A 14,689-nucleotide genomic window follows, 5' to 3' on the forward strand; every position below is an offset into this window, starting at 1 on the left:
TGCCGGTTGGAGCCGCAAATCGGCGGAAAATCGGTCGCTGTGCAGCCGTTTGTTATGTCCTCAATGACATGCTAAGTTGTGTATAAAAGCAAGCAACCATACACATAGGTGCACCATGAGAACAAACATTGTCATTGACGACCAGTTAATGGCCGAAGCCCTCAAAGTCTCCGGTTACGAAACCAAAAAGGAGGCCGTTGAGCAAGGCCTCAAACTTCTAGTCCAGCTTTGCAAACAGCAGGAAATTCGGAAGTTACGCGGCAAGATCAAGTGGGAAGGCGACCTAAGTGAAATGAGGGGTGCCGAATGATTCTGGTGGATACCAGCGTCTGGATCGACTATTTCAATGGAGTCGAAAACCCACAAACTGATCTGCTGGACGTCTCGATCAGCCATGGTTCGGTTGCTATCGGCGACCTTATATTCCTGGAAATCCTGCAAGGCATCCGCAACGACAAACAATATCGCCAAACTAAACAAAGCCTGCTCACATTAGATCAACATGAAATGTTTGGCAAAGAAATGTCAACTAAGTGCGCCGACAACTACCGGGCACTACGGAAAAAAGGCATCACGATCAGAAAAACTGCCGACGTGATCATCGCGACGTTTTGCATAGAAAAACAGCTACCCTTACTGTTTCTGGATCGCGACTTTTCGCCTTTTGTTGACCACCTTGGGCTTCAGCCTGCCCTACGAAAAAATAACAGGTATTAGAGGAACGCACTGATGTTGAATGAATTTTCTGGAATATCTTGCAGTGGAGCGCCGTGTGGCGGCGGCCACACAGAACCAGGCGCTGAACGTCCTCGTCTTCCTGTATCGCCACATCCTTGAGCAGTCTCAGGGGATATTGGGGAGCTGGTGCCGTCATGACCTATCCCTATCGTCACCTCACGGCTGCAGACGTCTCAGACGCCCACCGGCCAGTCTCTCCTGCTACTCGGGCTTGCGCGCCAGCATGGTGGCAAACTGCAGCCGCGCGCCGTTGTGCATCGTGCCAACATCTTCGTTGTACTTGATCAGCTCCCAGCCACCGTAAGCCTCACGCAACTGTCCTGCTCCAAGGGTGAAGGGGAAGCCAACCGGGCAAGGGTGCTCGTCGGTGTTCATGGCACAGACAATCGTGTTGTAGCCGCCAGGCAGAGTGTGCTCCTGCATGTCGGCAATCACCGCTTCAACACGGCCTGGGTCGAGAAACATCAGGGTGACGGTACAGACAATCCATCCATACTCGCTGCTCAGCCCTGCGCTATTGATGTCGTACACCTGTGGCTTGATGTTATCGATTCCCTCCCGGTTCACGATCTGCTGCAGCATGTCGATAGCCGCAGAATTGTTGTCTACCGCGGTTACATCAAAGCCCTGCTGGCTCAGGTACAGAGCATTGCGCCCGTTGGAGCAGCCCATGTCCAGAACGCTGCACGGCGCCACCACCCGGCATGCCTCAATCACTTCGCTATGTGCGGGATTCAAGCCATAGCGGCTATTCAGATCAGTTGACATCGTATCGCCCCTTGCTTCTGCATAATATGCATATACTTTACTACTTTATTGGCGCGGCGTAATAACACTAGCCATAAATTCCGAGGCTCGACTCATCATCCGCCGCCATCGGCTAGAACCTTGGGTTGATACTCAACGACAGCATGGCCGAGAGCTGACACAGCGGCCTTCCTGACGCCTGCTGCAATGCATTGAAGGCATCCTGTATACGCTGCCTGTCACGCTGACTCGTCGGCGTCTGGTCAATCACCCCGGCGGCCACCAGGCGTGCCACCACATCGCTGGTCAGCAGAAAGGTATCCTTGCCGACAAGTCGCAAGAAGCCGGCAGCGGAGCGCCCGCCCAGCCGAGCGCCACGCTTGGCCAATAAATGCCACAGACCGATGATGTCGGCACTCGGCCAGTTGGCAATGAACTCGCCAAAGCTTGTGCCCTGCTCTTGGCGAATATCCAGGATGAACTGGGCATTCCTGGGAATGGTCTGCAGCTTAGTGCGGTGACGGATAATGCGGTCATTGTTCATGTAGCCGTCGATCTGTTCCGGGCTGAGCAACACGAGCTTCTCCGGGTCAAACCCCCAGAAGGCCTCCTCGAAGGCGGGCCACCTGGCATCGACCACCGAGTGTGTCATGCCGGCCCGAAATACCCGCTGGCTCATGGCGGAAAGGTAGCGATCGTCTCCCAGCTGCTTCAGCTCGTCAGGCGTCAGCGACCTGGGCAGGAAGGCCTCCATGGCGTCGTCAGACTCGAAACGATTGCGAACCCTGTCATGGAGCCAGCGGTAATCCAGTGTCATGTCTACCTCGCTCTACTTGTGCCGTCGTTGACTCTTGCTGGCGGCGCTATATTCTCGACCATTATCTCCAATCGCTATCTTTGCTCCACCGCCAGGTTCGCCATGATCCATATCGACAACGAAGGCATTACCGACCCACATGTCAACCTAGCCATCGAGGAGTACTGCATCCGCCACCTGCCCGCGGGCGAGGACTACCTGCTGTTCTACATCAACGCGCCGTCGATCATCATCGGCCGCAACCAGAACACCCTGGAAGAGATTCATCAGGCGTATATCGACGAGCACGGCATTCACGTCGTGCGACGCATCTCCGGCGGCGGCGCGGTGTATCACGACCACGGCAACCTCAACTTCAGCTTTCTGACCGACTTTTCCAAGGACAAGCTGAACAACTTCAAGCAGTTTGCCACTCCCATCATCAAGGTGCTCAACGCCATGGGCGTGTCAGCCGAGATGAAGGGCCGCAACGACATTGTGGTAGGCGACAAAAAGGTCTCCGGCAACGCCCAGTTCTCATCCACCAAGCGCATGTTCAACCACGGCACCCTGCTGCTGGACTGCGATCTTGATCAGGTCACCAAGGCGCTTGACGTGAAGATGACCAAAATCAAATCCAAGGGCCACAAGTCTTCCCGGGCGCGAGTTGCCAACATCGCCGAGTTTCTGGAGGCACCACTCTCTACCGAGGCGTTCAAGGAGAAAATACTGGCAAGCCTTTTCCCTGATGGTGCCGAGCGCAAAACCTACCGCCTGACTGCCAAGGACTGGAACAGCATCAACGCGCTGGTCGAGGAAAAATACCGCCAGTGGGACTGGAACTACGGCCACTCGCCGGACTTTGACATCCAGCGCACCCGACACTTTGCCGCGGGAATTATCGATTTTCGTCTCAAGGTAAAGCGCGGCGGCGCCATCGAAAACGTCAAGATCTACGGCGACTTCTTCGGCCAGCGCCCGGTCAGCGAGATACAAAACGCTCTAATTGGCGTGCGCTACGACAAGCGCGCCATCGAAGGCGCGCTGGAAGGCATCGACCTCTACCCCTACTTTGGCGAAGTGGACCGCGCCGAGTTTATCGACCTGATCTACGGGCCGGATGAGCAATAGCTTTCCGACCTTACTCATTTTCGGCAACTTGATTGATTTTAGGCAAGATAAGTTTTTCGCCAGCACTTTAATCGTATCTGGCCAATTCTTTCATTTATGTTAGCAAGCACTTATTTAATTTTTCTTAATTGAGGCTGCTTAACGAGCCTGTAGAAAAACCCTTCTCAGAGCCTGATCTACAGCCGCTTTGTTGTTTTTACATTACTTGCGATTAACCCGCGCAAATTGGTTAATTTCACGACAACATCGGACGTTATCGATATTCAGCCCCAAATGTCGCTCATTTAGCCCTCTGAGGGCCGTTTCTGGCTGTATCATAGCCCAGCATCATGCCGCGAACTGCCCGTAATTCGCCAGCTTCTCAATATTGTGAACCAGGCAATACAACTGCCACTGGCCCTGCACCTTCTTTTTGCCTCGCAGGTTGAAGCGATTCAGGCGTTTGTTGCTGCCGATGTTGCCGAACACGGGTTCCACCACCGACATTCGATGGCTGTAGGTCTCCTTGCCTTGCCGGCTGTCCACCCGATGCTTCATCCAGTCGGTATAGATCGGGCCTCGCCTGATTTCCAGGGTATAAGAGACCTGTCGTCCTTTACCTTTGCGGTGATCCGCCGAACTGGGGTTTTGCATACACTGGTGCTTCTTGGGGCAATGGCGACACTGCAACAATCGCCCTTGGAAGTGGGCTCTTGGTACGCCATTTTGGTCGTTCCGGGTGCCTTCGTAATGCAAGGATTCTCCAGCAGGGCAAACACAGGCCATCGCGACAGGGTCGAACTGGAACTCGCTCGCCGGAATCACCTGTTTCCAGCCGGTTTTCGGTGGGTTCTGGTGGCGTTTTCCGTACTTGCCTTTCTGGCCGGCGAACTTGGGATCACGACTGCGGAAGCGGTTGTCCGGGATGTAGCCGTTGATCTGGTGTTCGTACAGGTACTGCATGTTGGTTTCGTTGGCGAAGCCGGTGTCGGCCGTGACAACCGCGCCGGTTTGGTAGATGTTGTCGGCGATGCCCAGCTTTTTATAGCGCTGCTGAACCGTCTCCAGTACCGGCTTTAACGTGTGGTGTTCCTGGCCTTCGCCGAAGGCTTGGGCATCGATGATGATCTGGTGTTTCTTGTCCACCGTGGCTACACCGTTATAGCCCTGGATCGTGCCCTTGCTGGTGGTCATCTTGCCGCTTTCGTTATCGGTGATGTTGCTTTTCACTTCCTTGCGTCGTTTCCCTTGGCCCATCCTTGGGCTGCTCGTCTTTAGGAAGCGGTCTACCTTGGTCATCGCTTCTTCCAGCGACAGAATGGTTTTGGCGCGGCGAATATCCCGATCCAGTTCCGCTTCGGTTTCGGCCTCATCCCGGGCGTAGTGTTCGGTCAGATGATGACGAATCAGCCGTTTCAGTTTGTCGCGCTTTTCACTCAGCTCTTTAAAGGTGCCCGACCATTCCTTCGCCGCGTCTGACGATATTTTACAGCCGTCGATAGCAAACAGCGCGTTACCCAGAAGACCCTGTTCATGACACACCAACAGTATCTGTTCGAACAGTTCTTCAATCTCATCGGCGTGCTGACTGACAAACTTGGCCAAGGTGGTGAAGTGCGGCACGGTATCGCAGGACAGCGCCTTGAAAATGATATTGGTCTCGCAACACCACTGGATCTCGCGACTGGAGGTGATGCCTTTGGAGTAGGCGAACAGAATGATCTTCAGCAAGATGGCCGGATCGTAGGCCAGGCGGCCGGTGTCGTCGTTGCGGTACTTGGGGTGGAACACCGACAGATCCAGCTTGTGCTCTATGAGGTAATGAACGGCGTGTTCAAAGGTACCGGGCTGGAGCTGTTCCTGATAATTGATCACGACCATCGCGTCCTGGTCGTAGTTGTAGGGCCTGAAACGGGGTTTGGCTTTCGTCATCCGACTACTCCTCGTCTTTGTGCCCGATTTTACCAAACCAGCGCCGGAAATTTGAGTTTTTCTACAGCCTCAACGCCGCATTAAGGTGTGAGCGACGCTTGGCTATACTTGAGCGAAGCGAAACTGCCAAGCGTTGCGAATCACTCTTAAATGCTTTGTTATGTTTATTTGCACACTGAAGAAATATCTTCTATCGCAGCAATAATTTCACATAAGTTTTTGCCATTGTATGGTGACAAATGTTTGGCCGATGCTTTTTCAATAAAATTAACTTCTGACTCTTCAGACTTTGAAAGCATAGTAACTGACACTTTATCAACTCTTGCTAACAAGTTTTTCTTCAATGAGATAGCTACTTTGCACGATTTAAAGCTATTCGAATTTTGTACTATTAAAATATCTATATCGTTGAAGTTTGATTCGCCTTTGAAATAGGAGCCGAAACCATAGACATCCGCTAAACGCTCAAGACCAGCCATATTCTTTAAACTTATCTTTTTCATAGTCAGTCAGATAAGTCCAATACTCACGCTGATTTATTGCAGCCATAAAGCCACCAATATCGAAAATACCAACTTGATCAGCCATACAGTCACGTTTTAGCTCTAAGGAATAACCACACCAATTCGAACTAATAATTACTGCATCAAGAGCCCCATAGTTTTCACATGACTCTACATATTCCGCTGTGCCAAACGAATAACACTCGCAAATAAAAACGTTCAGTTTTTTGCCCGTATTTAACTCAATACTATACAAACCAGCATCCAGCTTCTGACAAGAGCTAACTTTACTGTGTTCAGTCATACGTTGCTCAAAAAAGTTGTAGTTTCTGTAATAACTCATCCAAGGAAAGTTTTCGTTATGTGCCGGCATATTATTCTCCTAATATTAAATCTTCAAAATCACTCGGAAATCGCTGAACTGCATTATAAGGAATTTTATCTTCTACCCATTGCTCATAACTTTCTACATGCTTTATAAACTTACTTACAACTCTGTGTTCTTTACGAGAGAATAATGCTCGATATTCAACGAGTAACTCCTTTATCTCTCTATTATTAGGAACAATCGTAGAAAGACGCTCAGAAGTCCATAAAGCATACACTTGGTCACTGTTTGGATTTTTTCTTGCATTTTCGGACATTGGACCATATTGATCCCAAACTTGGTGGTTCTCAGCCATATATGGAGCAATTTTGTCTTTTAGTTGTTCAAGGCTCTTCAGTTCAGTGATCTGTAGGCGATTTGAAACAAACTCTTCATGTTCTTGCTTCATTTCATGAAGCAACTCAACAGAGTATTCAGCTTCGTTTTCTGCTTTATCAATTAGTGTGTGGTGGGTAGGACAAAGCAAAATTAGATTTTCATAACCATCCCTTTCCAAGGCAGGTTGATCAGCATCGTATCGGTTGGACCCCAGTTTGTTACCTTTAATATGAGCCATTTCACCGAGGGTATAAGGCGTAACACCCTCAGCTTCCTCTACTGACAGTCTCTCTGTGCATCCTCTAAATGAACATCGACCAGCTGCATTAGACCATAAAATTTTAATGGATTTACTTGTTATAGACATGAATACCCCGAACTCAGACAGATTATCGTACATTACCATGGGCTAACAGAATGACATTTGGTTTACGTCTATTCCTCGAAAAATTAGTAACTTGCTGTAACGAAAACTGATAAACATAACAGGTATTAGACAGCGTGCTCGTTGATTGACTTGAACGCGCGTGCTCGTTCAACAATCTTATCAATCGCGAATTTTTCTAACTAACTCTTTGATTTTACGGAACCTGAATCATGATTCGGCCACCTATGCAGGGTTAGCGCGCTTGCGCGTTGTGCCAGGACCAATAATACTGTATGCATATACACGCATCGAGGGCCGCCATATGGATTCGCACAGCAGACCGCCGAAGCTGATGGACCGGGTGAAGGCCACCATGCGAGTGAAACGCTACAGCCCCAGAACCGAGAAGACCTACTGCTACTGGATTCGCTACTTCATTCGCTTCCATGATGTCCGACACCCTGCCGTCATGGGTGGCACAGAGGTACGTGCCTTCCTGGAGCATTTGGCGGTGGAGCGCCGTGTGGCAGCGTCCACACAGAACCAGGCGCTGATGCCGCAACCTTACCTTTCAAACCCACATTTCAACTGATCAATTCTTCCAGTTCCTGATCATGTTCAGGTAATCGGTGCTGAGTCTGCTTTAGCAAATTGACCTGCAACGCAGCAGAAGCAACATCCATTATGCTGTAATCGAGCGCATAACTACCCCGTGCCTCCAGCCATGCCAGTATTTCCGACAGATGCCACAGCGAAGCGCTGCCTTCGTGAACGGGATCGGGAAATGTTTCAGGATTCGCCAGCATCAGCTTGCGTAGATTCTGTCGGGACATGCCGACTATTTCCGCCGCATCAGTCAGGCCGACTAGATCCGGCGTTACCTCGATCAGACGTGCTGCAGGTACAGCTTTTTTTACGTCAGCTAATGCACTGTGTAGTGCCTGCCGTGCATCGTCAGCTTCACGAGTAAACTCAAGCGCTAGGCGACCAGGCTGTCCGATACCAATCAATGCATCGTCGCAGCCGGCTTCTCCAAGCCGCTCAATGAACTCGTCGGTATCTGCATCTCGCTCGGTAAGCCGATATTTGAGGGTAAAGATATATTCCATGATTTACTCCTGCTAAGCGCCTTCGTGATTGCTGTCCTGCTTTTCCTTGCTCGTACAGTTATCAACTACCCGAAGAATGGCACGAGCGTGTGCTATCGGTTTCCTGGGAGTACTCCAGACGCTGGTGATACAGAACTCACCGCAACGGCATTCATTATCGTTGTAGGGGCAGTAAATCCGTCCCCACGCATGCCCGCTGGCAGTCTTGATTCGCCAACCATTGGCTTCTGCATGGCGAAGCGCTGCTTCAATTTCTTTATTGGGATGGGAAGCCCGTGCCATCGCTTCATCTCAAGTTTGGTCGTAAAAAATAAGGTTGTCAATTGACAACCTTATTGGTAACTCCGCTATTCGTTTTCACTCCCACTCGATCGTCGCGGGCGGCTTGCTGCTCACGTCGTAGGTCACCCGCGATACGCCGCTGATTTCGTTGATGATGCGATTGGAGACTTTCTCCAGCAGTTCATAGGGCAGGTGCGCCCAGCGGGCGGTCATGAAGTCGATGGTTTCCACGGCGCGCAGGGCGATGACCCACTCGTAGCGGCGGCCGTCGCCGACCACGCCGACGGATTTTACCGGCAGGAAGACGGCGAAGGCTTGGCTGGTCTTGTGGTACCAATCCGCGTTGTGCAACTCCTCGATAAAGATGGCGTCGGCTTCGCGGAGGATATCCGCGTACTCCTTCTTCACTTCGCCGAGGATACGCACGCCGAGCCCGGGCCCCGGGAAGGGATGGCGGTAGACCATGTCATAGGGCAGGCCGAGTTCCAGGCCGAGCTTTCTCACCTCGTCCTTGAACAGCTCCCGCAGGGGTTCCACCAGCTTGAGCTTCATGGTCTCCGGCAGGCCGCCGACATTGTGGTGGGACTTGATCACATGAGCCTTGCCGGTCTTGCTGGCGGCGGATTCGATCACGTCTGGGTAGATGGTGCCCTGGGCAAGAAAATCGACGCCGTCGATCTTCGCCGCCTCCGCGTCGAAGACATCGATGAAAGTGTTGCCGATGACCTTGCGCTTGGCTTCCGGGTCGGCGACGTCCTTGAGCCTGGAGAGAAACTGCTCTTCCGCGTCGACACGGATCACCCGCACGCCCATGTGACGGGCGAAGGTTTCCATCACCTGATCGCCTTCCTGCTTACGAAGCAAACCGTTGTCGACGAAGACGCAAGTGAGCTGATCGCCGATGGCCTGGTGCAGCAGCGCCGCCACCACGGAGGAATCCACCCCGCCGGAAAGCCCGAGCAGCACATGACGATCGCCGACCTGATCCCGCACCCGGGCGGAAAGATCCTCGACGATGCGCGCCGGGGTCCAGAGCTTTTCCGCCTGACAAATGCCAAGCACGAAGTGTTCGAGAATCCGCATGCCTTGCAGTGTATGGGTCACTTCCGGATGGAACTGCACCCCGTAGAAGCGCTTTTCCTCCCAGACCATGGCGGCGTTGGGGCAGCTCGGAGTGGAGGCGGTGACGGTGAAGCTCTCCGGCACCCGGGCCACCTTGTCGCCGTGGCTCATCCACACATCGAGCAGCGCCTTGCCGTCATGATCGACGTGATCCTTGATGCCCTTGAACAAGGCATCGTCGCCCTCGATACGCACCTGAGCGTAGCCGAATTCCTGCTTTTTGGAGCCTTCCACCTGGCCGCCGAGCTGCTCCGCCATGGTTTGCATGCCGTAGCAGATGCCGAACACCGGCAGGCCCAGCTCAAAAACGCACTGCGGCGCTCGCGGGGAATCCAGCTCGGTGACGGATTCCGGCCCGCCGGCGAGGATGATGCCGTTGGGATTGTATTCGCGAATCTCGTCTTCGCTGATATCGAAGGCGCGCACCTCCGAATAGACGCCGATTTCCCGCACCCGGCGAGCGATCAGCTGGGTGTACTGGGAGCCGAAATCGAGGATCAGAATCTTGTGGGCGTGAATATCGGTCATGATCCCTTAGCCCACCCGATAGTTGGGAGCTTCTTTCGTGATCTGCACGTCATGAACATGCGACTCGTTGAAGCCGGCGCCGGTGATCTTGACGAATTCCGGCTTGGTGCGCATTTCCTCGATGCTGCGACAGCCGGTGTAGCCCATGGAGGCGCGCAGGCCACCCATCAGCTGATGAACGATGGCGCTCATCAGGCCCTTGTAGGGCACCCGGCCTTCGATGCCTTCCGGGACGAGCTTTTCGATGCCTTCGCTCTTGTCCTGGAAATAGCGATCCGAGGAACCCTGGCTCTGGGACATGGCGCCCATGGAGCCCATGCCGCGATAGGCCTTGTAGGTACGCCCTTGGTAGAGCTCGACCTCACCGGGGGCTTCCTCGGTGCCGGCGAGCAGGCCGCCGATCATCACGCAGCTGGCGCCGGCGGCGATTGCCTTGGAGAGATCCCCGGAGAAGCGCACACCGCCGTCGGCGATCAGTGGAATGTCATAGTCCTCGAGGGCGGCGGAAACGTTGGCTACCGCGCTGATCTGGGGCACGCCGACTCCGGCGACGATCCGCGTGGTGCAGATCGAGCCTGGACCGATGCCTACCTTTACCGCGTCTACACCGGCTTCCGCCAGCGCTCTCGCGGCATCCGCGGTGGCGATGTTACCGCCGATCACCTGGATCTGCGGGAAGTTCTCCTTGACCCAGCGCACCCGATCGATCACGCCTTTCGAATGACCGTGAGCGGTATCCACCACCACCACATCGACGCCGGCGTCCGCCAGGGCTTTGATGCGCTCCGGGGTTTCCGGACCGGTACCCACCGCCGCGCCCACCAGCAAGCGGCCATCGCCGTCCTTGGCCGCATTGGGATAGTTACGGGCCTTCTCGATATCCCGGAAGGTCACCAGGCCGCGCAGCCGAAATTCCTTGTCCACCACCGGCATCTTCTCGATGCGATGCTCGTGAAGCTGTGTCTTGATCTGCTCGAGGGGCGTGCCTTCCACCACGGTGATCAACTGCTCCCGAGGTGTCATGATCGCCTCGACGCTGTCGCTGTGATCCGGTTGGAAGCGCATATCTCGACCGGTGACGATGCCCACCAGGGTCTCGCCTTCCACTACCGGAAAGCCGGAGAAGCCGTACTCCCTGGCCATGTTCAAAAGGTCTTGCAGCTTGGCATCCGGGCCGACGGTGACCGGATCCTTGACGATCACGCTCTCGTGCTTCTTGACCTTGCGCACTTCCGCCGCCTGGGCGTTCACGGACATGTTCTTGTGGATGATACCGATGCCACCTTCCTGGGCCATGGCGATGGCCAGGCGCGCCTCGGTGACGGTATCCATGGCGGAGGAACAAAGGGGAATATTGAGTTCGAGATGGCGGGTCAGGCGGGTCTTGAGGCTGACGTCCTTGGGCAGCACGTCGGAATAGCCGGGAACCAGTAATACGTCATCGAACGTAAGTGCTTCTTGAGCCATACGTAGCATTGGCGACACCCAGTTTGAGCAGGTGGGAGAAGGGATATAACGCAGAAAAGTTAATCGCGTATTATAGCGCGCTAGCCACTTTCGTCGCAATGTCAAGGCAGGCGCTCACTGTCGGTCGTCCTGCGCGAACTCGCGATGCCAACGGGCGAGGAAGGCGGCACGCCGCTGAGGATCGACGAAGGCCAGCAGGGAGGCATTGAGCGGAATCGGGTAGAGCTGCTCGCCGACCTGATCGCGCAGACGCGCCGCCGTATAGGGCCCGACAATATCCGACCTGATGCTGAACAGCGGCGTCTGACCGGCCAGTACCCGCTGCCCCTCGCGCCCCAGTAAAAAGTTGACGAAGGTCTCGGCGGCATCGGGATGCGGTGCGTCCCGATGAATGAAGGCCATGCGCATCATCACCAAGGCATAATCCTGGGGTATTTGCACGATGACTTCAGGATGCCGCTGAGCCCACACCATGGCGTAGGAGCCCAGCAGGTTGTAGCCGAGCCAATAGCGGCCATCGCTGATGCCTTCGAGCATGGATCGGGTATTGCTTTCGAGCTTGGCGTCAGCCTGACCCATGCCGGCGACCAGGTCCCAGAAACGCGGTGTGTAGCGGGCATCCTGCTGAAACAGGGTATAGCCGACGCCACTGGTCAGCGGCGAATAGGTAGTGACTCGGCCTTCGAGGCGCTCGCGCTGCGTGGTAAGCAAGCTATGAAGATCGGCGTGGGTCTGAGGTGGCATCATGTGCTTGGCCAGATCGAGTCGATAGGCCATGACGATGGGCTCGAAGGTAAAGCCGAACACTTCGTTTCGCCATTTGGCCCAGGCCGGCCAGCGGCGCGCTTGAACGGAATTCAGGGGACGCGCGTAGCCCTCGTTGACCCGGGCCATCTGCCAGGGCATCGCCGAACTGATCACCACGTCCGGGGCCGGACTGGCCTCCGCCACCGAGACATCGACCTCGAGAGTCGAACGGTCGTGATACCGCAGGTCGATATCGGGATGGGCGGCGCGAAAGGCATCGAGGAGCGGGGCGACCACCTCGCGATTCAGGGCCGCCTCCACGACCAAGGGAGTGGCGGACGCCGGCGCCGATACACCCAGAGCCAGTATCAATGCCACCCCCCATCCGGCGAGGTGGCGTCCATACCATACGTATTGTACGGGCATCATGAAGTACTCTCGCTGCTGCACAATGCTAGATGCAGGCGAACCACCAGGCCATGGGGCTCGCGCGCGGCAAGCGTGAACCGAGCCCCCAGGCGCCGGGCGATGGAATCAACGATGGCAAGCCCGAGCCCGGAGCCCTCGGTATCCTGGCGACCGCCACGCTCGAAGGGCTGGCGTAGCCGCTCGAGCGATTCGATTGCCACCCTAGGGCCATCGTCCTCGACATAGAGCACTACCTCGGCACCGTGGCGTTCGAGCCCCAGGGTGATGCGACTCCCCGGCGGCGTGTAGCGCAGGGCATTATCGATCAAGTTCCCCAGCAGCTCACGAATCATCCAACTCTCGGCACGTACTAGGAGCGGCCCGGCGGGTGGCGCGGCCATGCCAAGGTCATGACGTCTCGCCACCTCGCGCCCCGCCCAGTCAAGCAGCGTCTCCCGCAGTACGGCCACGATATCCAGGGGCACGACGTCGTTTTTTTCTTCGAGATGGCGCAAGCGAGCGAGACTGAGCAGTTGGCCAGCCAGGCGACTGGTGCGCTCGGCGCCGTCATGCACCGCCGCCAGCGCCGCATGCCACTCAGCTGGATCCGAGTTTTGCAGCGCCAGCTCGCTGATGCTTTGCAACCCAGCCAGTGGCGTCTTCAGCTGATGGCTGGCATCGGCGGTGAAACGCAGTAACGCGTCGCGGCTATCGCGCTGGCGAGCAAACAGGGTGTCGAGGGTCTCGGCCATCTCGCGCAGTTCCTCCGGTACCCGGGCGTCCAGCGGGCGCATATCGTCGGCCTCGCGCCGTCTCAGCAAGTGACGCAGCCGGCGCATCGGTGTCAAGGCCACGCGCATCGCCAGCAGCATCAACAGCCCAGCCAACATTACCATGGCCAGGAAGCGAACCACGGTTCGCTGGAATAGCTCGCCAGCTAGCGTCAGGCGCCCGACCCGGGTATGGCCCACCCAGATCTGCACCGGCTCCTGGGAGACCCAGCCCGCCGAGTCATACTCGCGCCCATACAGCCGCCAGGAAACACCGTCGAATACCGTCGTCAGCGCCTCGGGCTCCTTCGCTACCCGTTCGCGCCAGGCAGGCTTGATAGTGAAGGGCATATTGGTGGCGATCGCCTCGCCATCGGAGGCAAGCACCGCATAGAAGACCCGCTCTTGATGACGCGTGGCGAGGATTTGCAGGGCCGCCACCGGAATCTCCACGATCGGCTCACCCTCCTGCCACTGCACGGCTTCGGCGATGGACAGGGCGGCGGCCTCGAGCCGGCCATCGAAGGCCCGTTCCGCGGCACGGTGCGTGCTCAGCCAGGCTTCGATCATCAGCAATGCGCCCAGGCCCGTGACGGTGATCAGCAGCCAGACCGCCAGCCGATGCTTGAGCGAGCCCGTTACCTCGATCACTCGGCATCTTCCTCCAGCCGATAGCCCAGGCCGCGAAAGGTCCGAATCCGTAGGCCATTGCCCTGGAGCCGCTTGCGCAGGCGGCTGACATAGACCTCCAAGGCGTTGGGGCCCACCTCACCAAAGCCAAACAGTCGCCGCTCAAGCGTCTCCCGTGGCGCGATGCTTCCGGCATGCAGCAGCAGGCCTTCGATCAGTAGCAACTCGCGGCGCGGCAGCACCAACGTCTTGCCGTCCAGGACGGCCTCACCCGCCGCCGGGTCAAAACTCAAGCTTCCGAAGCGCAGCCGGTTGTCGCTGCGCTGCTGACTGCGCCGCAGTAGCGCCCGAACCCGCGCTTCGAGTTCCGCCAGGGAAAACGGCTTCGCCAGATAGTCATCGGCGCCCAAGTCGAGGCCGCTGACACGATCGTCAATACCGTCCCGGGCCGTGAGGATCAATACCGGAGTCATGTCACCGCGCTCGCGTAGCGCCTTCAGCACATCGAGGCCGTCACCGTCGGGTAGCCCCAAATCGAGCAGAATCAGATCGAAGCGGTCATGTCGCAAAGCCGCCAAGGCATTACAGCGAGTAGCGAACACCTCGACGATATTGCCAAGCGGTGACAGTGCCCGCTCGAGAGAGCGTGCAATCAGCGGATTGTCCTCGACGACAAGAAGACGCATGCGACCAAAGTCTCACTGAGTGTTGGGCAAGGTGACAGGTT

General features: G+C 55.9%; 17 protein-coding genes. 5 read left to right on the forward strand and 12 right to left on the reverse strand.

Features of this window, described 5'->3' with window-relative positions; translation table 11 throughout:
* The first annotated feature begins 115 nt into the window (after nt 1-115).
* The 3 genes from FGL86_RS01565 to FGL86_RS17985 are packed head-to-tail and all read left to right on the forward strand — an operon-like array spanning nt 116 to nt 1,042.
* The gene (locus FGL86_RS01565; RefSeq protein ID WP_147182957.1) at nt 116-310 is read left to right on the forward strand and encodes a type II toxin-antitoxin system VapB family antitoxin; all 195 of its coding nucleotides are present in this window, start codon (nt 116-118) and stop codon (nt 308-310) included.
* The gene (vapC, locus tag FGL86_RS01570) at nt 307-717 is read left to right on the forward strand and encodes a type II toxin-antitoxin system VapC family toxin (protein ID WP_147182958.1); all 411 of its coding nucleotides are present in this window, start codon (nt 307-309) and stop codon (nt 715-717) included. The genes FGL86_RS01565 and vapC overlap by 4 nt, the downstream gene beginning before the upstream one ends.
* 19 nt (nt 718-736) lie before the next feature.
* The gene (locus tag FGL86_RS17985) at nt 737-1,042 is read left to right on the forward strand and encodes a phage integrase N-terminal SAM-like domain-containing protein (RefSeq protein ID WP_222433782.1); all 306 of its coding nucleotides are present in this window, start codon (nt 737-739) and stop codon (nt 1,040-1,042) included.
* Here FGL86_RS17985 and tehB read toward each other — a convergent pair.
* Both tehB and FGL86_RS01585 read right to left on the reverse strand, forming a co-directional pair.
* Nucleotides 940-1,506: a tellurite resistance methyltransferase TehB gene (gene tehB, locus FGL86_RS01580; protein WP_147182959.1), complete on the reverse strand. Its 567-nt coding sequence runs from the start codon at nt 1,504-1,506 to the stop codon at nt 940-942. The two genes, FGL86_RS17985 and tehB, sit on opposite strands and share 103 nt — an antisense overlap.
* Before the next feature lie 112 nt (nt 1,507-1,618).
* The gene (locus tag FGL86_RS01585; RefSeq protein WP_147182960.1) at nt 1,619-2,302 is read right to left on the reverse strand and encodes a DNA-3-methyladenine glycosylase I; all 684 of its coding nucleotides are present in this window, start codon (nt 2,300-2,302) and stop codon (nt 1,619-1,621) included.
* A 102-nt stretch (nt 2,303-2,404) separates the two neighbouring features.
* Here FGL86_RS01585 and lplA point away from each other — a divergent pair, with 102 nt between their 5' ends.
* Nucleotides 2,405-3,412 (forward strand): lipoate--protein ligase, encoded by a 1,008-nt coding sequence (gene lplA / locus FGL86_RS01590; protein ID WP_147182961.1) that lies wholly within the window; start codon nt 2,405-2,407, stop codon nt 3,410-3,412.
* A 327-nt stretch (nt 3,413-3,739) separates the two neighbouring features.
* Here the strand turns inward: lplA and FGL86_RS01595 are convergent, their stop codons facing one another.
* The 4 genes from FGL86_RS01595 to FGL86_RS01610 form a co-directional block, all read right to left on the reverse strand.
* On the reverse strand, nt 3,740-5,323 hold the full coding sequence (locus tag FGL86_RS01595; protein ID WP_147182962.1) for a transposase: 1,584 nt from the start codon (nt 5,321-5,323) through the stop codon (nt 3,740-3,742).
* A 164-nt stretch (nt 5,324-5,487) separates the two neighbouring features.
* Nucleotides 5,488-5,802, reverse strand: coding sequence for a hypothetical protein (locus FGL86_RS01600; RefSeq protein ID WP_147186042.1), 315 nt, complete (start codon nt 5,800-5,802; stop codon nt 5,488-5,490).
* Nucleotides 5,789-6,199 (reverse strand): hypothetical protein, encoded by a 411-nt coding sequence (locus FGL86_RS01605; protein ID WP_147182963.1) that lies wholly within the window; start codon nt 6,197-6,199, stop codon nt 5,789-5,791. The genes FGL86_RS01600 and FGL86_RS01605 overlap by 14 nt, the downstream gene beginning before the upstream one ends.
* 1 nt (nt 6,200) lies before the next feature.
* On the reverse strand, nt 6,201-6,899 hold the full coding sequence (locus tag FGL86_RS01610; protein ID WP_147182964.1) for an HNH endonuclease: 699 nt from the start codon (nt 6,897-6,899) through the stop codon (nt 6,201-6,203).
* Nucleotides 6,900-7,221: 322 nt separating this feature from the next.
* Between FGL86_RS01610 and FGL86_RS01615 the strand changes: the two genes are divergently transcribed.
* The gene (locus tag FGL86_RS01615; protein WP_147182965.1) at nt 7,222-7,491 is read left to right on the forward strand and encodes a site-specific integrase; all 270 of its coding nucleotides are present in this window, start codon (nt 7,222-7,224) and stop codon (nt 7,489-7,491) included.
* On the opposite strand, the gene FGL86_RS01620 is transcribed toward FGL86_RS01615, so the two are convergent.
* The 6 genes from FGL86_RS01620 to FGL86_RS01650 all read right to left on the reverse strand — a co-directional run bounded on the left by FGL86_RS01620 (nt 7,484) and on the right by FGL86_RS01650 (nt 14,648).
* Entirely contained in the window at nt 7,484-8,008 is a 525-nt protein-coding gene (locus tag FGL86_RS01620; RefSeq protein WP_147182966.1) for a helix-turn-helix transcriptional regulator, read from the reverse strand. The genes FGL86_RS01615 and FGL86_RS01620 overlap by 8 nt on opposite strands.
* A 357-nt stretch (nt 8,009-8,365) precedes the next feature.
* Nucleotides 8,366-9,940, reverse strand: a complete 1,575-nt coding sequence (gene guaA, locus FGL86_RS01630; protein WP_147182968.1) for a glutamine-hydrolyzing GMP synthase — start codon at nt 9,938-9,940, stop codon at nt 8,366-8,368.
* Between the two features lie 6 nt (nt 9,941-9,946).
* The gene (gene guaB, locus FGL86_RS01635) at nt 9,947-11,416 is read right to left on the reverse strand and encodes an IMP dehydrogenase (protein ID WP_147182969.1); all 1,470 of its coding nucleotides are present in this window, start codon (nt 11,414-11,416) and stop codon (nt 9,947-9,949) included.
* A gap of 105 nt (nt 11,417-11,521) precedes the next feature.
* A complete protein-coding gene (locus tag FGL86_RS01640; protein WP_246131706.1) occupies nt 11,522-12,583 on the reverse strand; it encodes an ABC transporter substrate-binding protein in 1,062 nt (353 codons plus the stop codon).
* Nucleotides 12,580-13,983 (reverse strand): sensor histidine kinase, encoded by a 1,404-nt coding sequence (locus FGL86_RS01645; protein ID WP_147182970.1) that lies wholly within the window; start codon nt 13,981-13,983, stop codon nt 12,580-12,582. The genes FGL86_RS01640 and FGL86_RS01645 overlap by 4 nt, the downstream gene beginning before the upstream one ends.
* Complete coding sequence (locus FGL86_RS01650) at nt 13,980-14,648, reverse strand: response regulator (protein WP_147182971.1); 669 nt, start codon at nt 14,646-14,648, stop codon at nt 13,980-13,982. The genes FGL86_RS01645 and FGL86_RS01650 overlap by 4 nt, the downstream gene beginning before the upstream one ends.
* Nucleotides 14,649-14,689: the final 41 nt, after the last annotated feature.

The organism is Pistricoccus aurantiacus (assembly GCF_007954585.1).
In the GTDB taxonomy this organism is placed as follows: domain Bacteria; phylum Pseudomonadota; class Gammaproteobacteria; order Pseudomonadales; family Halomonadaceae; genus Pistricoccus; species Pistricoccus aurantiacus.

Excerpts from the sequence above, each read along its gene's own strand:
- FGL86_RS01620 (WP_147182966.1), bottom strand. The coding sequence starts at position 8,008 with ATGGAATATATCTTTACCCTCAAATATCGGCTTACCGAGCGAGATGCA.
- FGL86_RS01650 (WP_147182971.1), bottom strand. The coding sequence starts at position 14,648 with ATGCGTCTTCTTGTCGTCGAGGACAATCCGCTGATTGCACGCTCTCTC.
- FGL86_RS01600 (WP_147186042.1), bottom strand. The coding sequence starts at position 5,802 with ATGGCTGGTCTTGAGCGTTTAGCGGATGTCTATGGTTTCGGCTCCTAT.
- FGL86_RS01640 (WP_246131706.1), bottom strand. The coding sequence starts at position 12,583 with ATGATGCCCGTACAATACGTATGGTATGGACGCCACCTCGCCGGATGG.
- guaB (WP_147182969.1), bottom strand. The coding sequence starts at position 11,416 with ATGCTACGTATGGCTCAAGAAGCACTTACGTTCGATGACGTATTACTG.
- vapC (WP_147182958.1), top strand. The coding sequence starts at position 307 with ATGATTCTGGTGGATACCAGCGTCTGGATCGACTATTTCAATGGAGTC.
- FGL86_RS17985 (WP_222433782.1), top strand. The coding sequence starts at position 737 with ATGAATTTTCTGGAATATCTTGCAGTGGAGCGCCGTGTGGCGGCGGCC.
- guaA (WP_147182968.1), bottom strand. The coding sequence starts at position 9,940 with ATGACCGATATTCACGCCCACAAGATTCTGATCCTCGATTTCGGCTCC.
- lplA (WP_147182961.1), top strand. The coding sequence starts at position 2,405 with ATGATCCATATCGACAACGAAGGCATTACCGACCCACATGTCAACCTA.
- tehB (WP_147182959.1), bottom strand. The coding sequence starts at position 1,506 with ATGTCAACTGATCTGAATAGCCGCTATGGCTTGAATCCCGCACATAGC.
- FGL86_RS01610 (WP_147182964.1), bottom strand. The coding sequence starts at position 6,899 with ATGTCTATAACAAGTAAATCCATTAAAATTTTATGGTCTAATGCAGCT.
- FGL86_RS01585 (WP_147182960.1), bottom strand. The coding sequence starts at position 2,302 with ATGACACTGGATTACCGCTGGCTCCATGACAGGGTTCGCAATCGTTTC.
- FGL86_RS01615 (WP_147182965.1), top strand. The coding sequence starts at position 7,222 with ATGGATTCGCACAGCAGACCGCCGAAGCTGATGGACCGGGTGAAGGCC.
- FGL86_RS01565 (WP_147182957.1), top strand. The coding sequence starts at position 116 with ATGAGAACAAACATTGTCATTGACGACCAGTTAATGGCCGAAGCCCTC.
- FGL86_RS01605 (WP_147182963.1), bottom strand. The coding sequence starts at position 6,199 with ATGCCGGCACATAACGAAAACTTTCCTTGGATGAGTTATTACAGAAAC.
- FGL86_RS01595 (WP_147182962.1), bottom strand. The coding sequence starts at position 5,323 with ATGACGAAAGCCAAACCCCGTTTCAGGCCCTACAACTACGACCAGGAC.